The sequence below is a fragment of the Pirellulales bacterium genome (assembly GCA_033762255.1).
Lineage (GTDB): Bacteria > Planctomycetota > Planctomycetia > Pirellulales > JALHPA01 > JANRLT01.
On sequence record JANRLT010000065.1, the window covers coordinates 173611 to 190923 of the forward strand.

The 17313-nt window shown below is 56.4% G+C and carries 12 protein-coding genes; 7 read left to right on the forward strand and 5 right to left on the reverse strand.

Annotated elements, in window-relative coordinates; genetic code table 11:
* The first annotated feature begins 38 nt into the window (after positions 1–38).
* Positions 39–710, forward strand: a complete 672-nt coding sequence (locus tag SFX18_18095; protein ID MDX1965063.1) for a carbonic anhydrase — start codon at positions 39–41, stop codon at positions 708–710.
* A 70-nt stretch (positions 711–780) separates the two neighbouring features.
* On the opposite strand, the gene SFX18_18100 is transcribed toward SFX18_18095, so the two are convergent.
* Positions 781–1752, reverse strand: coding sequence for a PQQ-binding-like beta-propeller repeat protein (locus SFX18_18100; protein MDX1965064.1), 972 nt, complete (start codon positions 1750–1752; stop codon positions 781–783).
* A 79-nt stretch (positions 1753–1831) separates the two neighbouring features.
* Between SFX18_18100 and SFX18_18105 the strand changes: the two genes are divergently transcribed.
* Positions 1832–3187, forward strand: coding sequence for a DUF3748 domain-containing protein (locus SFX18_18105; GenBank protein MDX1965065.1), 1356 nt, complete (start codon positions 1832–1834; stop codon positions 3185–3187).
* A 35-nt stretch (positions 3188–3222) separates the two neighbouring features.
* Here the strand turns inward: SFX18_18105 and dnaE are convergent, their stop codons facing one another.
* Positions 3223–6870, reverse strand: a complete 3648-nt coding sequence (gene dnaE / locus SFX18_18110) for a DNA polymerase III subunit alpha (GenBank protein MDX1965066.1) — start codon at positions 6868–6870, stop codon at positions 3223–3225.
* A gap of 599 nt (positions 6871–7469) precedes the next feature.
* On the opposite strand from dnaE, the gene SFX18_18115 reads away from it, so the two are divergent.
* On the forward strand, positions 7470–8918 hold the full coding sequence (locus SFX18_18115) for a sulfatase (protein ID MDX1965067.1): 1449 nt from the start codon (positions 7470–7472) through the stop codon (positions 8916–8918).
* A gap of 7 nt (positions 8919–8925) precedes the next feature.
* Here the strand turns inward: SFX18_18115 and SFX18_18120 are convergent, their stop codons facing one another.
* Positions 8926–9687 carry a ComF family protein gene (locus tag SFX18_18120; GenBank protein MDX1965068.1) on the reverse strand — a complete coding sequence of 254 codons (762 nt, stop codon included), beginning with the start codon at positions 9685–9687 and terminating at the stop codon, positions 8926–8928.
* A 327-nt stretch (positions 9688–10014) separates the two neighbouring features.
* Between SFX18_18120 and SFX18_18125 the strand changes: the two genes are divergently transcribed.
* The 4 genes from SFX18_18125 to SFX18_18140 all read left to right on the forward strand — a co-directional run bounded on the left by SFX18_18125 (position 10015) and on the right by SFX18_18140 (position 14325).
* A complete protein-coding gene (locus SFX18_18125; GenBank protein ID MDX1965069.1) occupies positions 10015–12033 on the forward strand; it encodes an ATP-binding protein in 2019 nt (672 codons plus the stop codon).
* Positions 12023–12643, forward strand: coding sequence for a response regulator (locus SFX18_18130; protein MDX1965070.1), 621 nt, complete (start codon positions 12023–12025; stop codon positions 12641–12643). The genes SFX18_18125 and SFX18_18130 overlap by 11 nt, the downstream gene beginning before the upstream one ends.
* Positions 12644–12986: 343 nt before the next feature.
* The gene (locus SFX18_18135) at positions 12987–13976 is read left to right on the forward strand and encodes a DUF1559 domain-containing protein (GenBank protein ID MDX1965071.1); all 990 of its coding nucleotides are present in this window, start codon (positions 12987–12989) and stop codon (positions 13974–13976) included.
* On the forward strand, positions 13966–14325 hold the full coding sequence (locus SFX18_18140) for a hypothetical protein (protein ID MDX1965072.1): 360 nt from the start codon (positions 13966–13968) through the stop codon (positions 14323–14325). The genes SFX18_18135 and SFX18_18140 overlap by 11 nt, the downstream gene beginning before the upstream one ends.
* Here the strand turns inward: SFX18_18140 and SFX18_18145 are convergent.
* Together SFX18_18145 and SFX18_18150 are read right to left on the reverse strand one after the other, a co-directional pair.
* On the reverse strand, positions 14322–16145 hold the full coding sequence (locus SFX18_18145) for a helix-hairpin-helix domain-containing protein (GenBank protein MDX1965073.1): 1824 nt from the start codon (positions 16143–16145) through the stop codon (positions 14322–14324). The two genes, SFX18_18140 and SFX18_18145, sit on opposite strands and share 4 nt — an antisense overlap.
* Positions 16139–17101 (reverse strand): TIGR01212 family radical SAM protein, encoded by a 963-nt coding sequence (locus SFX18_18150; protein ID MDX1965074.1) that lies wholly within the window; start codon positions 17099–17101, stop codon positions 16139–16141. The genes SFX18_18145 and SFX18_18150 overlap by 7 nt, the downstream gene beginning before the upstream one ends.
* Positions 17102–17313 lie beyond the last annotated feature (212 nt).

A 17313-nucleotide genomic window follows, 5' to 3' on the forward strand; every position in this document is an offset into this window, starting at 1 on the left:
CAGGCGGATTACTTTCGTTCTCTTTTTTTAGCATCACCATGCAGAAACTTCTTGAGGGGATTCACCGGTTTCAACAAGAAAACTTTCGCCCGTTGCAAGGGTTGTTTGAGCAGTTATCCCGGGGGCAAAATCCCGAGACACTGTTTATTACATGCTCGGATTCGCGCATCGACCCCAATTTACTGACCCGATCGCGTCCCGGGGAATTGTTTATCCTGCGCAACGCCGGCAATATCGTTCCCCCGCATGGCGCGGCCAACGGCGGCGAAGCGGCGACGATTGAATTTGCCGTTGCGGGATTGGGGGTCAAAGACATCATTATTTGCGGGCATTCGCACTGCGGTGCCATGCAAGGCTTGTTGCGGCCCGAAAATGTCTCCACCCTGCCCGCGGTCGCCAGTTGGTTGGAACACGCCGCCACGACCCGCCGCATTGTGCAGGATAATTACGGCCACTTGGACGGGGAGAAACTGCTCACCGCCACGATCGAGGAAAACGTCCTGGTGCAACTGGAAAACCTGCGCACGCTCCCTTCCGTGGCGTCCCGCCTGGTCCGCGGCGACCTGCACTTGCATGGTTGGGTTTATAAGATCGAAACCGGCGAGGTGTTTGCCTTTGACGCGACGTCCGGGCAATTTGTTTCTTTGGCCCAATATCAATACCCCGTGAGCGAGGAACCCCTCCGTCGCCGCCAGGAAGGCAACATTTAATTACAGACCGCCGCACTAATCGATGTTTCCCTTTTCGTGGTGGGGGAGCAGCGCATGCTTGCCGGGTTTTTTATCGCCGCACCCCTTCCACATCCAAAATCCAGGCGATGGCCAGACTATTGCCAAAATTCTGAAAATCCCGAAACTGCCACACGACCTCCTTGTCGCGGTTGACTTCGATTAATTGCGGTTGATCCGGTCCGGCGTGGCAGTTGCTAATGATCACATTTCCATTCGGCAGTTGTTGCACCGCGGTCACCCAGGCTAGGGTAATGCCCGGCAGGTCGTTTTGCTCGATGCTCCAGACAATTTTTCCCTGCGGATCGACCTCCAGCACGCGATGGCTGTTCCCCCCGCCGATCAGGGTATTGCCATTTTCCAGCCGCACCGCGCTATACAGCGCGTTGCCGTATCCTTCCGGTCCATGCCCTCCGGCGGGCTGGCGGTCCCCCAGTTCCAGCGTGTAGCTCCACACCACCTTACCCGTCGGGTCATATTCGCGCACTTTGCCGTCCCCTTCGTGGCAGACCAGGTAGTTGCCATTTTCCAATTTGCGGACCAACCGCGTGTCGCGATGCGCGTCGGGACGGTCCACCGTCAGCGGAACCTCGTGCGTGATTTTACCGTCGGCGTCGACTTCGATGATCCGCGCATTGCCGCTCTCGGCGATCATCGTGCGGCCGTCGGCCAATCGTTGAAACGCATGCACCTCGATTTTGCCCTCATACCCGGCCCGTGGCCGCGACTCATACTTCCAGACAACTTTCTTTTCCGGTGTAAGTTCCACAATCGTCGTGTCGCTGATCGGCATTAAAATATTGCCCCCCGGCAATAACTGCAAATCATGCGCGGTCAGCGGACAATCCGCCTGCCACAGGACTTTTCCCGCGGCGCTCAGGATGGTCACTTTGCCATTGTCGCAGCCCAGGATTTTGTAACCCGGATGGGCAGCGGGGGCATTATCGGCGGCCGGGACCGCCGCGCATTGTAAAAGAATTCCGACCAAGCCCAATAACCAAACATTTCGCGCGAGTGGACGCATGATAAATAATCCTGATGGGGGGGATCGAGACAAAAAACCTCCCTTGCCAATGTAGGGGATGGGGGTCTATTTTGCAGCCATGTCCAGCGAAAAATTTTCCACACCCCGCCAGCTCACCCATGCCCCGTATGGTCACATCCTGACCAACTGCCGCGTCTGGTCGCCGGACGGACGCTGGATCGTCTATGATGTGCGCGGCGACCAATTGGGGGCGGCCTTTGATGGTAACCGCATTGAACGGGTTGAGGTCGCCACCGGAAAAATTGAGATCCTTTACGAAAGTGGACGTGGCGCGCATGTCGGCGTGGCCACCTATCATCCCCGGCTGGACCAGGTCGTCTTTATTCATGGGCCGGAAAACCCCACCCCCGATTGGAGTTATGCCCCCTGGCAACGACGGGGAGTCATCGTAAAGTCGGACCAGCCACGCGTCGCGGTCACCCTGGATGCCTGCAATGTGGCGCCCCCCTTTGTGCCTGGAGCGTTACGCGGTGGAAGCCATGTCCATGTCTGGGATGGCGCTGGCGAATGGCTCTCTTTTACTTATGAAGATCACCTGTTGGCCCGGCAAGCTCATTGTCACCCTAACATCCCAGCGCAAGCCAATCACCGACAGCTGGGCGTGGCCTTACCATATTCACCGGGGATTGCGGTGAATCACAACCATCCCCGCAACCACGCTGGCAGCCATTTTTGTGTGATTGTGACCGAAACGCACGATCAGCCGTTGCCAGGCAGCGACCAGATTGATCGTGCCTGTGAGGAAGCCTGGGTGGGGACGAATGGGTACATTCGCCTGGATGGCACGCAGCAAGAGCGGGCGTTAGCCTTTCAGGGGCGCGTTCTTGACTCGACTGGCCAACCTTGTTGGGAAGTGTTTATCGTCGATTTGCCCGCACACTTGCTGGAGTGCGCGCAGCTGGAAAGCGAGCATGCGCGGGTTTGCGGCGCACCGACCACCCGACCCGCTCCCCCCCGGGGTCCGAGTGGCCTAGTCTGCGCGCAGCGGCGACTGACATTGACGGCGTCAGAGCCGTATCCTGGAATTGCCGGCCCGCGGCATTGGCTGCAAAGTTCGCCCGACGGCGCGCAAATCGCCTTTTTGCGGCGGGATGCGGCCGGGGTGGTGCAACTCTGGACAGTCAGTCCGTTGGGGGGGCCGCCACGCCAGGTCACGCACAACGCGGCGGATATTGGATCGGCGTTTACCTGGAGCCCCGATGGCCGACTCATCGCCCACGTCCTGGCGGGGCGGGTCTGTGTGACAGAGGTGGCGACGGGAAAAACGCGTTTTCTGACGGAACCGGCAGAACTGGCGGCCCGTCCGCTCGCGTGCGTGTTTTCACCCCGAGGAGATCAAATCGCTTATGTGCAACCGGTGCGGGACGCGGGGGGAAAAATCTGGAATCAGATCTGGGTGGTGGGGGTGAAATAAGAAATGGTCATCAAATGATTTAATAAAGCCCCAATTTATCTCCGCCCATAGCCCCCGGCACCTCGTGGCTGGCCGTTTCCATACCCATTTCCATTCCTGCCATTGCGGGAGGGGGCGGGTTGGCTCTTGGGCTGGCTGGCCAAGAGGCGGTAGTTTCCCGGACCGAGCAGGTCTTCGAGGCGTTGTTTGAGTTCGTTGTTCCATAAAATGCGCACCTGCTCGCTGCGCAGGTGGACCCGCGCGCCATCTGCTAGCCAGAGGGAGAGTTCCACTTCGCTGGTCCCGGGATATCCGCGCAATATCTCGTACAGCGATTGCAGCTTTTTTGGGCCATGCTGGTCTTCCAAGAGTCTTATCCGCACGCCGCGCGTCATACGCGTGGCCAGTTCGTCGAGCGGTATTAGTTCATTGACAATGATATTCGCCTCGTCGCTACCGACCCGGCGTTCCAGACTGCCCCGCACCGCCAAAATCGCCTCCGGCTGCACCATGTGCCCAAAGTTGACAAACTCGCTAGGCCACAAAATACAGCGCACCAGGCCATCGACATCCTCCAGATCAAACATGGCGTATTTCGTATTGGTTTCGCCGGCGCGGGGGTTTTTCGTCTGAGAAAACTTGATCGAACCGAGCATCCCCCCCAACAACACCTCGGTCCGACTTTCCAGTTGGGGGATGGCCGCGGTGGTGTGGCTGCAGTAAGCGCTTAAAGTTTCGGCGTAGGCGGCAAGCGGATGGCTGCTGAGATAAAAGCCCAACACTTCTTTTTCGCACATGAGGCGTTGTTTATCGTCCCATTCGGGCAAATCCGGCAAATGGAGCGGTTGTGCGGCTGGGCCTTCGTCAGGATCATCGCCAAACAGGCCCAGTTGGCCCACTTTGCGGTCGGCGGCGGCGGCGGCGCCGGTCTGGATGGCGCGGTCCAGGACGGCCATATATTGCGAGCGGCGCGCTCCCAGGCTGTCAAAGGCGCCCGCTTTGATCAGGGCCTCGAGCGTGGCGCGACTGCACGCGCCGGGATCGACCCGTTCACAAAAGTCAAACAGATCCTTAAAGGGGCCGCGCTTGTGGCGCTCGGCCACGATGGCCTCGCTGGCCTGGCCGCCGCACCCCTTGATGGCCGACAGGCCAAAGGTAATTTGCCCCCCCAACACGCCAAACTCCACATTGCTGGTGTTCACATTCGGGGGCAAAACCGTGACATTCAGGCGGCGGCAGTCTTCCAGGTGCTCGACCAGTTTGTCCTTGGTCTTGAAATTGCGGCTGCTGATATCGCCGCACAACAGCGCGGCCATGAATTCGATCGGGTAATGCGCCTTGAGATACGCCGTCATGTAGGCGATCAGCGCGTAGGCCGTGCTGTGCGATTTGTTAAAGCCGTAGCCGGCAAATTTGATAATCAAATTCCAAAAGTCTTGCGCCTGCGCCTTGGAAACGCCGTTGGCCTGCGCGCCCGCGACAAATTGCTCGCGGTTTTTGGCGATGGTGTCTTCTTTCTTCTTGCTGATGGCCTTGATGCAGGTGTAAGCGGCGGCCAGTTCGATTCCCCCTAATTCATTCAGGATTCGCATGACCTGTTCCTGGTACACCATGACGCCGTGCGTCTCGCTGAGGATCTTTTCGCATATGGGATGAATGTATTCAGCTTTCTGCTGGCCATGCTTGACCTTGACATAATCCTCCACCATTCCCCCTTCCAGCGGTCCAGGCCGATACAGGGCGTTGGTCGCGATAATATCGCGAAAGTGGTCCGGCTTCATCTTTTGCAATAAATCGCGAATCCCCCCGCTTTCCAACTGAAAAATCCCCTTGGTCTCGCCGCGACATAACAGCGCGAATGTTTGCTTGTCGTCCAAGGGGAACTTATGCGGATCAATTTTTTTCCCCGTCGTCTGCTCGATCAACTCCACCGCGCGGCTCAGGATCGTCAAATTTCGCAAACCCAAAAAATCCATCTTCAACAGCCCCGCCGTCTCCACATCCCCCATCGACCATTGCGTGATGACTTCGGCCTTGTCCTTGACCCGGCACAGCGGCACATACTCGTCCAGGGGCCGGTCGGCAATGACCACCGCCGCCGCGTGGGTGCCGACATTGCGGGCCAGCCCCTCGATTTTTTGCGCCAGGTCCAGCAGTTCGTGGATTTGGGGGTCGCGTTCGTAGGCAGCGCGCAGGTCGGCGCTTTTGGTCAGGGCTTCGCCTAGTTCGATCCCCAGTTCCTCGGGGACCATCGCCACGATTTTATCAACTTCGGGAATCGGCATGCCCAGCGCCCGTCCGACATCGCGAATGGCCGCCCGCGCGGCCAGCGTGCCAAACGTGCCGATCTGCGCCACATTGGCCGAGCCGTATTTGGACTTTACATAATCGATGACCAATTGCCGCCGATCCTGGCAAAAGTCGATGTCGATATCGGGCGCTTCCTTGCGGTTAAGATCCAAAAACCGCTCAAAGAGCAGGTCATATTCCAAGGGACAGACATGGCTGAGGTACAGCGAATAAGAAACAATCGCCCCCACGCCGGAACCGCGCGCCGTGGCGGGAATGCCCTGTTGTCGGGCGTAATTCACAAAATCCCAGACGATCAAAAAATAGTTGGGGAAGCCCAGCTTTTCGATGACATCGAGTTCGCGGTCCAGCCGGTCGCGCACCTCGGCGCTCAGTTGATAAGCGGGATTGGCGTGGTCCACGCCGGGGGCCTTTTCCCCTTCCCAGCGGTGGGGGTGGTCGGCATACCGCTCGCGGCACCCTTGTTCGCATAGCGCGCGCAGAAATTCGCCGGGGGTTTTTTCGTCCGGCGGGGTGTAAACGGGAAAATGCCGCTTTCCCAACTCTAGATCGATCTGCACCGTGTCCGCAATCAACTGCGACTGTTTGACCGCCTCTTCCAAACCGGGAAAATGCGCGTACATTTCCGCTGGCCCGCGCAAATAAAACTGGTCCCCCTCCATCCGCATGCGGTTGGTGTCCGTCCGAAATTTGCCCGTGTTGATACAGAGCAGCACATCCTGCGCGACCGCGTCCTCCTGGTTCACATAATGGGCGTCGCTGGTCGCCACCAGCGGCAAACCCATTCGCCGCGCGACCTCCACCGCCCCTTCCATTTGCATCCGTTGAATATCCAAGCCGTTATTTTGAATCTCCACAAAATAGCGCTCGCCAAATAATTTTTGAAACCAAGCCGCCACGGCCTGCGCTTCGGTATAATCCTGCTGGCTGGGCTGGCCGCCGCGCATGACCAATTTGCTAAACTCGCTCGAAACGCAGCCACTGAGGCAAATGATCCCCTCGCTATGCGCGGCCAACAGTTCCTTATCGATCCGCGGCTTAAAGTAAAAACCCTCCAAGTAAGCCGCGCTGGCCATTTTGATTAGATTTTTAAAACCAACCCGATTTTGCGCTAGTAGCGTCAGGTGGTAACTGGCTTCCTTAAGCGTGCCGGCGTCTTTTTGAAAACGACTGCCTGGCGAGATGTACGCCTCGTACCCCAGGATGGGGTTGATCCCCTCTTTGCGGCAGGTGTTGTAAAATTCCAGCGCGCCGTGCAAATTACCATGATCCGTAAGCGCCAGCGCGTTCATGCCCAGTGATTTGGCGCGCTTGACCAGTTTGGGTATCGGGCTGGCCCCATCCAAAAGGGAATAATGGCTATGGCAATGCAGATGCACAAAGGGAGCAGACATCGGTCCTCCTGACGGATGAGCCAGCCGGGATAGCCATCGCGGAAAGCCGCAAGGATTGTCACGGCAATCGCTAGCATGTTAAAGACCCCTTATTTTAACCCCTCTGCTGGCCACCGCTAGGACTGGCTCGAAATGTTCCGCATGTAGATCGATATGAGAAATAGTTTTTAACGTACCGTGGAGTATCAATTATTCTAAGTAAAAGCCAGATCAGCTTTTAGGAAGATGTGACAAAGAACGATGAGTGGTGGTTGGGTAACTCCCTTTGGAGGGGGACACAGGTGTAAAATAAAAAACTGAGCGGGCCAGCAGATTGAGAGGCACCATTTTCTCAAGCCCTGGTCTGACCACGCTCAGATTCTGTGATTTAGTATGGTAACAAATTGCAAATTTGTCTCGTTTTTTGAGACGGGATTTTTGTAAAATATGGATTAAACTTTTAACTGACAGAGCTTTACAACACGTTAATTCCTTATTTGCCAATCTCATTAAGCGGGATTTTCCCCCTCCCTCCATGACTGATAAGCTTATTGGGCAATAATTCCCGTTTTTTTGCTTTTAGAGCAAAAACTACCCCTTTTGCCGTACTTTCCTCTTTGATGATTCCTAAAATTCAAATGCATCCCCGCCACTGGCAATTATTTTTGATCGGTTGGAGTTTATTAGGGTTACTAGCAGGGGGGGGAGCTGTGGCGGCCAGCGGGGAACAACCGCGGCCGGCTCCGGTCGCGCTCCCACGCAACATTTTACTTTTTGTCGCGGACGACCTGGGTTTGCAGTTGGGGTGTTATGGTGATCAGCAGGCAGTGACGCCCCACATCGATGCCTTTGCCCAAAGTGGCACCCGCTTTACGCACGCTTTTTGCAATACCGCGAGTTGCAGCCCCAGCCGCGCAACCATTTTGACCGGTCAGCATAGCCACACGCACGGCATGTATGGCTTGGCGCACAATGAGCATCATTTTCGCCTGCGGGAGGGAGTCTCTACACTACCGGCATTGTTACGCGAGACTGGCTATTACACGGGAGTGGTGGGAAAGTTTCATGTCGAACCGGCGGAGGTGGTGCGATTTAACATGATCAACCCCGTGACCGGTGGAAATAACGACCCGGTCGGATTAACCAACGGATTTAAGAAAGTTATGAGTAACGCGGCGGGCAAACCATTCTTGGCCTATGTTTGCACGACCGACCCGCATCGTCCTTTTGCCAACCAGCGCGAATATGATCAGGTTATCCCCCGAAAATTTGACCCCGTAAAATTGATGGTGCCGCGCTTTTTACCCGATCGCCAGGAAACGCGCGCGGATCTGGCCGAATACTATGCCGCTATCTCCCGAATGGACGCCGCCTTTGGCATGATCGTGGATGCCCTTACGGCCGCGGGACACGCGGAGGATACCTTAATCCTCTTTCTCAGTGATAACGGCATGCCCTGGCCCGGGGCCAAGACCACCCTTTATGACGCCGGCACGCATTTGCCGCTTATTATCCGACAACCAGGACACAAATTGCCCGGCGGCACCAACAACGCCCTGGTGTCTTGGGTGGACTTGCTACCCACAATTCTGGAGTATGCCCAAGTCGCCGACCTAGGCCGCAAACTACCGCCAAATTTAGCGGGGCGGTCGTTTTTCAAAATTTTAGAAGAATCCGCACCCGTGGGTTGGGATGAATGGTATGGCAGTCATACCTTTCACGAAGTAACCATGTATTATCCAATGCGCGGCATGCGCACCCGCCAATATAAGTACATTCGCAATCTGGCGCACCAACTGCCGTTTCCCACCGCGCAAGACTTGTACGGCTCTCCCACGTGGCAAGCGGCATTGCGGGAGGAAAAGTCATTGTATGGGGAGCGCGGTTTAGGGGAGTTTTTGCAGCGGCCCGCGGAAGAGTTGTATGATTTGCAGTCCGATCCCCACGAGGCTCGCAATCTGGCGGGTGAACCCGGTCAAGCGCCGCGGTTGCGGGAAATGAGGCAAAAAGTCCATGCCTGGCAAACTGCCACGGGCGATCCGTGGCTCATCAAAGACCAGCACGAATAAGCCAGTGTTAGGTTTGAGAAAAAAACGCGCGCGCGAGCACCGCCACATCCACCCGGGCCGCTCCTCCCGCCAGCAGTAATTTGGCCGCTTGGTGGCAGGTACTGCCGCTAGTCAAAATATCATCCACCAGCAAGACCGTGGCTCCGGCATAGTTGACTCCCCGGGCAAAGGCAAACGCCCCGCGCAAATTCAATCGCCGCTGTCGGGCCGAAAGTTCCCCCTGGGGTTTGGTGGGACGCTTGCGCACCAACCCGTGGCCCACGGGTGCCTGAACCACGGCTGCCAGGGCCTGAGCCAAATGTTCCGGGGCGTTGATTCCCCTTCGCCAACGTCGCCACCAGTGCATGGGGATAGGCACAACCACCTGATAGGGAATCGCGCGAAGTTCCTCACGGCGGGAATCCACGAAAAGTTGCCCCAGCGCATGCACCAGGGGGAATTCGTGGGCGGACTTGCAGCGTAAAATGGCGTCGCGCAGCAAGCCCTCATAAGATCCTAGGGCCACTACGCGTTCAAAGGCAAACTTGGCATCCCGACAATCGCGACAGTCCACCCCGTCGAAAAGTGGCACCTCTAAGTACGCGCCGCACCGCGGACAAGACGCTTTTCCCGTGGGTACTAACCGTCGCGCGCAAGGCTCGCAAATCAGCCGCGATACGGGAGGGGAAAGCTCTACCTGGCAGGTTAAACAGACTGGCGGAAAGATCAAATCCCGGGCAATTTGCCAGGCGGCCCAGCTACCGTGCCAAAAATTTTGCAGTAAAGCCATGCCAGGCTCTAGTTGAAATGGGGGGGCTAACTGTCCTCAATGCCGATGATTGTATCCCGAAAAATTGATAAATCCGCTTTTTCCCCGGTTATGATAACAATTAAATATCGTTTTTTTGTTTTTCGGGGGTTTTTACTAGCAAAGAGTCGGTTTTCCAGGCATGTTACAAGTAGTTTTCAGTTGCGGAAGTGCGCAGTCTTGCTTGAATCACTTGCGGGTTGTCGCAATTTTTACTGAAAAACGGACCCAATAGACCTAAAATATCGGTACTGCTTTTTCGGTAATGCGCAAAAACTACTATTTCAGGGCACTCCCCATCCGATTCATATGTCCGGGAATCTGTTACTCCTTGACGTGGCGGAAAATCATAATCTTGCTTCCTTGCCGAAGCTGGAGCTAAAAATTGTTTGGCTTGGCACGGTCCCCGCTGTGGCAGGTCCCATTGCGGCGCGGGTGCGCGAACGGGGAGGAACCTGGCAGGCTTTTGCGGATCTCAAAGAATACCACTCGAGGACGGGGGCTCACTCTGCCCCCCCGCCGGAAATCTGCATGGTGGATCAGGATGTAGCGCAAGCCGCCGGTGGGCAAACCCCGGATCCCCTTTGGAAAGAGCTATTTGAAAATCACTCGCAGCGAGTCTGGGTGGTAGTGGCCCCGCAGGCAAATTTGTCGGAGGTGGAGCGGTATTATTCCCTGGGAGCCGCGGGAGTGGTACGCGCAACCACGATCGAGGATTTTTGGGGCGTTATCCTGCAATGTCAAAGAGTATTGCATTCCCAAATAAGCATGTCGAACAATCACCCCGCCGGTATGGGGGAATTAACTGGCTTATGGGAGCAGGCGTTTTCCGCTTGTCGGGTTGCGGCCTGGAGTTGGGAAGTAGGAGGCATCCGCGGGCAGTTTTCCCGGAATTTGCCCGAGTTGATGGGCTTTCAGGCCGGCGATTACGAGCGGCTGTCACGGGGAGATTTGGAAATTTGGCTGGAACACATTCATCCGGAGGACCACGAACAGTTTTCCCAAACAATTTTGCGTTGCCTCAACAGCCACGAGCCTTATTCCGTGGAATATCGCGTGCGCAATGCCCAGGGAAAATCGCGGTGGTTGATGTCGCGGGGAGGGTTTGTTAGCGATGCGCTGGGACAGTCGCGGTTACAGGGTATCACCGCCGACATTAGCGATCGCAAGCAGGCCCAAATCGCGCTAGCCGATAGTGAGCAGCGGTTTCGCGAATTTATGGATAACAGCCAGTGCGTGGCATTTATCAAGAATCGCGAAGGGTACTATGTCTATGTCAATCGTAATTTTCGCGAATTGCTCTTTGCCAACCCTCCGCCCATCATTGGTCAACATGACCGGGAGATTTATCCCCCGGAAGTCGCCAACAGGCTGCGCGAGCAGGATTTAAAAATCTGGCATAGCCGCGCCCCCTGGTCCGGCATGGAAGACGTGCCGATCGCCACGGGCGAATTACGGCATTGGTGGTCCGTTAAGTTCATTTTGAAAAATTCGTACGGCGACGAATTTTTGGGGGGGATGGCGATCGATATCACCCCCCAACTACAGGCGGAGGATCAGACCCGCACCTTGCTCGAGGAACTATCGCATTTGTCGCGGCTGGCCACGATGGGCCAACTAGTGGCCGAACTGGCGCATGAGCTTAACCAGCCGCTGTATGCCGCCAGCAACTACACCGAAGCCAGCCTTAACCAATTACGCCAGACGGGCCGCGCCTCCGCCGAGTTGCTGGGCTGGATGACCGAAGTCTCCGTGCAAATCCGCCGCATGAACGAGATCATTCGTCGTGTCAGCGGATTTGGCAGCCGCGGCCCCGAATCTCCCCAGATTTGCCAGTTGAACGAACTGATCATGGAGTGCCACAATCTCCTCCAGGTCCGGCTACGCAAGGCTCCCATCCGGTTAATATACAATCTTGATCCAAACTTGCCGCAAATCCTGGCACAGCCTTTGCAGCTACAGCAAGTATTGATCAACCTGGTCACAAATGCCTTGGATGCTTTATTGACCGTTGCCGTTGACAATCCGCAAATCTCCATCCGCACCTGGAAAAATGAGGGCCAGAGTGTGGGCCTGGAAGTGGCTGATAACGGCCCCGGCGTCTCCGCTGAACGGATGGCACGGATTTTCGAGCCCTTTTACACGACCAAACCCGAGGGAGTCGGGTTGGGATTGTCCATTAGCAAATCAATTGTCGAAGCGCATGGGGGCAAGTTAACTGCCCTACCCAACCAACCCCGGGGGCTCAAATTTCAAATGGAGTTCCCGGTGGAACATAAGGCTTATTATTATGCACCTATCAGCACTGGAGTCGGCGATGGCACTTGAAAATCCACGGGAACGAATGGTTTATGTGGTGGATGACGACCCCGCGGCCCGCCAATCGGTGGCAGCGCTCGCGCAGTCCCATGGGCTACCCGTGCAAACGTTTAACAGCGCGGAGGATTTTTTAGCCCACTACCAACCACAAATGCGCGGGTGTCTGGTGCTGGATGTCCGGATGAACCAAATGAGCGGTTTGGACTTGCAGGAGGAACTGAAACAGCGGGGGTCCACCTTGCCGGTTATTATGATCACCGGTTATGCCGATATCCCCATGGCGGTGCGGGCCATGTACAATGGGGCGGTCACTTTTTTGGAAAAACCGGCTGGCGATCAGGAATTATGGAGATACATCCAAATCGCCCTGGACCAAGAGCAACATCTAGCCACTATCCAAGCCCAGAAAAATGAAATTGAGGCTAACTTTAACAGCCTCTCCACCGGTGAAAAACAAGTCCTGGAAAAATTGCTGGCCGGTCTCCCAAACAAAGCCATCGCCGTCGATCTGGATATGGGCCTGCGCACCGTGGAAATGCGCCGCGCGATCATCATGAAAAAGATGCAAGCGGGCTCGCTGGCGGAATTAGTGCGTTTGATAATTATGATCCGGCCCTAACCATCAAGCGAAAGCAAATGCAGGATCTTTTTGCTATTTTCCGGCACACGCCTTTTGGCTTGCGGACAAAAAGGGAGAGAGACAGTTAAGCCTACGATTGCGCATTTTCTAGGGCGCTCATGACGGGCATCCATCGTTTGGCCCCCACATACGCTCCCGGGGGACACACTTCTATTTTTGACGATAGCCCCATCTCTTAGGCTGATTTTTGCCCGGGAGGGGGGAGCGGGGGTTCCTCCACCTGCTGAAAAAATTTTTTCTAACCCCTTGATTTGGCCATTAGAATCTATTATTTTGATTAATCAAAACTATTATTTTCTGGATTCTAAAAATGGGTTGTGTCATGATTTTGCGGTCAGTATGTTTTCCTCGCCCCTATGTGCGGCATTGCGCGCGGGGTTTTACCCTAGTGGAGTTACTAGTGGTGGTGGCGATCATGGGAATTCTGATTTCACTCTTATTGCCCGCGGTGCAACAAGCGCGAATTGCCGCGCTGCGCCTGCATAGTGTGAACAACTTACGGCAACAGGGAATCGCCCTGCAAAATTTCCACGACGCTCGCAAGCGGTTTCCCGCAGGGTATCTGTCTGAAACGGGAGGACCCGGCACAGATAGCGGTACATTGGATGCGCCCCCGGGCTGGGCTTGGGGGACGCAACTATTGCCTTATCTCGAGGAAGAAGCCTTATACAAGCAGCTCGACCTCAAGCTGGCATGCGACCATCCGCGCAATGCCCCCTTAGTCCAAAAAGAATTATCGGTCTTTATCAATCCCGCCGCGCCTAATCAAGGGCCTACTATTCCCATTCGCACCGAATCCGGGGCAGTATTGGCCCAGTTTGGCCGCTCCCATTACGTGGGGAACGCTGGCCAGGATGAAGCCTGGGGGTATGATCCCCCGTTAGCGGATTGGGCGCCGGTTTCAACCGGTCCGCTGTATCGCAATTCCAAAATTCGGGCCGCGCAGATCACCGACGGCCTCAGCAAAACCGTGTTTGTGGGGGAGCACACCACTGTCAGCGATAAGACCTGGGTGGGCGTGGTGCCAGGCACGGCCAGTTGTCCGATTGATCCAAACTTATACCCGTTTACCACCTGCGATGCCGCGGCAACGTATGTGCTATGCCACAGTGGTCCGGCGGCGGATGAGCCGGGGATCGTGCATCCGCCGGGATTTCCCACTTGCCATGTCTGCCAAATGTATTCCCCCTGGGACGGGGGAAATGTGCTGTTTGGCGATGCCAATGTCAGATTCATCGGCGTGGATATCCACTTGACCACCTGGGCGGCGCTGAGCAGTTGCGCCGCGGGAGATCGCCCCGGTGAATACTAGACAAAGAACCACGACTGACCCGTGGCGGTTGCGGGTGTTAATGGCCTGTTTGGGGATGACAATCTTATGCGCGGCGGCGGTCTGGTGGTCCCAGCGGCGCATCTACCCCCCCGCCAGCAGTCCCGAAAGCATGACCCTGATTAAACAACTGTATACGGCCTGCAATACCCAAAGTACGGCACTACTGGAAAAGACCCTACTCCGCATGCAAACCGCGTTGCAGCGCGGAGAACTTACCGCCATGGAGCACAATTCAATGGAATTAATAGCTAATCGCGCAAAGGCGGGTGAATGGGAGTCCGCCACCCGCGCTATGCTAAAATATGCCCAAGATCAACGGCGGGATTAGCGTTGCTTGGCTTTGGATTTGCCGGGTGGACGCTTTAGCATTTTTTGGACTTGGGACCAGGGGCGGGTGTTGAGCACATCGGCCGAAGTCAGACCCGCGCGGCGCGCTTGCAAGATGCCATACCGCAGCACATCCAGCCCGCTAATCACATGCGCATCGCTAGAGATGACGATGGGAATGCCGCGGCTTTTGGCCGCCGCGCAGGCCACATCGTCCAGGTCCAATCGCGCCGGATTAGAGTTTAGCTCCAGGGCCTTGCCGTATTCTGCCGCGGCGTGATAAACCGCGTCCAGATCAACCTCGTAGGGCTTGCGGCGATTAATCAGCCGCCCCGTGGGATGCGCGATGGCGGAAATCCAGGGATTTGCCAAAGCCCCTAGGATGCGCGCGGTGATTTGTTCCCGCGGTTGGTTTTGACCATAGTGGACGCTGGCCACCACCCAATCGGCCTGGGCCAAAAATTCATCCTCGATATCCAGTCCCCCCGCTTCGAGAATGTCCACCTCCACCCCTTTGAGGATTAATATCCCGGGTTGGGTGGCGTTAATCCGGTCAATTTCCGCCCATTGGGCTAACAGGCGCGGGCCATCCAGGCCATTGGCCATGCTGACACGTTTAGAATGGTCGGTAATGCAAATATAGTCCAACCCCCGCTCCCGCGCGGCGGCGGCCATTTCGGCAATGGTCTGCTGGCCGTCGCTGGCGGTGGTGTGCATGTGCAAATCCCCCCGCAGGTCGGCTTGTGTGATTAGCGGTGGTAATTTTCCCTCGCTGGCCCAGGTAAACTCGCGGCGATTTTCACGCAACTCGGGCGGTATCCAGGGAAGCCCCAGGCTGGCGTAGACGTCGGCTTCGGTTTTTCCCGCCAGATACGTTAGGTTATGTTGGTCAGCGGAGGGTGTTTCCGGGGTGTCGTCGGTTAGATGATGCGGTCCGTCACTCTCGGCGGTTACTTGAAAGACGCCATATTCATTGACACGTAGGCCCCGTTCCTTGGCCAGGCCGCGCAGCGTGACATTATGCTGCTTAGAACCGGTAAAGTACTGCAACGCCGCGCCAAAGGCGGATTCGTTGACGACTCGTAAATCAACCTGCGTCCCCTGCGTCAGTCGGACTGAAAGTTTTGTTTCGCCCCGAGCCAAAACCTGATCAACCGCGGGAAACGCCGCCAGATGATCCATCAGCGGTCCCCCGTCGGCTGTATCGATCAAGATGTCCAAATCCCCCACGGTCTCCTGGCCACGGCGGTAGCTGCCGGCAAACTCTAGTTGTCGAATTCCCGGCGCGGTGGATAAATACGCGCGTAATTCCTGGACAATGCGGTCCGCCTCTGCCCAGGTAAGCCGCTGCGCGGCGGGGGATTGGACAAAGTCCAGCCCGGCCAGAATGGCTGTTTCGGTCTTTGCGCCAAACCCCTTCAGCTTACGCACGGCTTGTTGTTGGCACGCGGCGCGCAAATCCGCCAAGGAGGATATTTTTAGTTCTTTATGCAGGGCCGCGGCTTTTTTGGGACCCAAACCGGGAATACGCAAAATTTCCAATACCCCCAGGGGAATTTGCGATCGCAGTTCCGCCCAAAGCGGCATATCCCCGGTGGCCAACAGCGATTGGATTTTCTCGGCCAGGTCGGCGCCGATGCCATCCAGGTCGGTCAGTTTGCGGGCGGGATCGGAGGCAATTTTTGCCAATGGTTCCAGCAAATCCTCGATCAAACGCGCGGCGTTGCGATAGGCCCGTACGCGAAAGGGATTAGCCGCTTGAAATTCCAGCAAGTCCGCCGTTTGGTCAAAAGCGGCGGCGATTTCCAGATTGGTTAACACGGTTGATATTTTGCCCCCTGCCAAGTGTTGCGGCGTTCAAATTCCTGTTGCAAGGCCGCGCGCAGGGCGGGCTTATCCAACGCCCAGGCGGGACCTAAAAAATACTCTGGCGGGGCTTCGCCGCTAATCCGTTCGACCAGACAGCCGGGGGGAAGCGCCTCCAGCACGTCCACCACGGTGCGTAAATACTCCTCCCGCGAAAGCAGCTTCAATTTACCCGACAGGTATTCTTCTTCTAAAGCCGTGTTTTTTACCACATACAAATTATGTAGCTTCACGGCGTTCACGCCCAGACGCGCCGCTTCGCGCGCGGTGGCCAGCATATCGGCCGGGGACTCGCCGGGAATGCCCAGAATGATATGGGCACAAATTTCAAATCCCCGCCCTTGGCTGCGCGTCATGGCGTCAATCATGGCGGCGTGGTTTTGCCCACGATTCATCCACGTTAGCGAACGGTCGTGCATGGTTTGCATGCCGTATTCCACCGACAGGTAAATCTTCCCGGCAAATTCCGCTAACAGATCCAGCACGTCATCCGGCACGCAGTCCGGTCGCGTTCCAATAGCCATCCCCACCACGCGCGGATCGGTCAAAGCCGACTCGTACAACGGACGCAGACGCTCGACCGGGGCGTAGGTATTGGTGGCTGGCTGAAAGTACGCCAAAAAGCGATCCGCCTTGTAGCGAATTTTCAGCCGCCGGATCCCTTCTTGCAGTTGATCGGCGATGGACAATTTTGGCTGGCGGCGACTGGGGCTAAAGCTGCGATTATCGCAAAAATTGCACCCCCCGCGGGCGACCGTGCCATCCACATTAGGGCAGGTGAATTTAGCGTCCAGGCTGACCTTTTGGACGCGCTGGCCAAACCGCTGCCGCAAATAATAGTTGTACTGGTAAAAACGTAGCCCCGCCCCCCGCCAGTCGTAATGCGGGACGAGCGGGGATACGCCAGGCACACTCACGTGGTTAGAACACGGAAGTCGGGGCAGCAAGTCATTGACCCCCGATCCAGAATTCGGTGCCGCGGATAGTACGGGTAAAAGAGGGTTTTGCCACGGCGGCATGGCCAGCACCAAAAATATAAATAGGTCGTGGCGGAGAGGCGAGTGGTTTATTTTACCCTGGGATACATTCGGGAAAGTAGGGCATCGCGGCAGAATTACTAGCA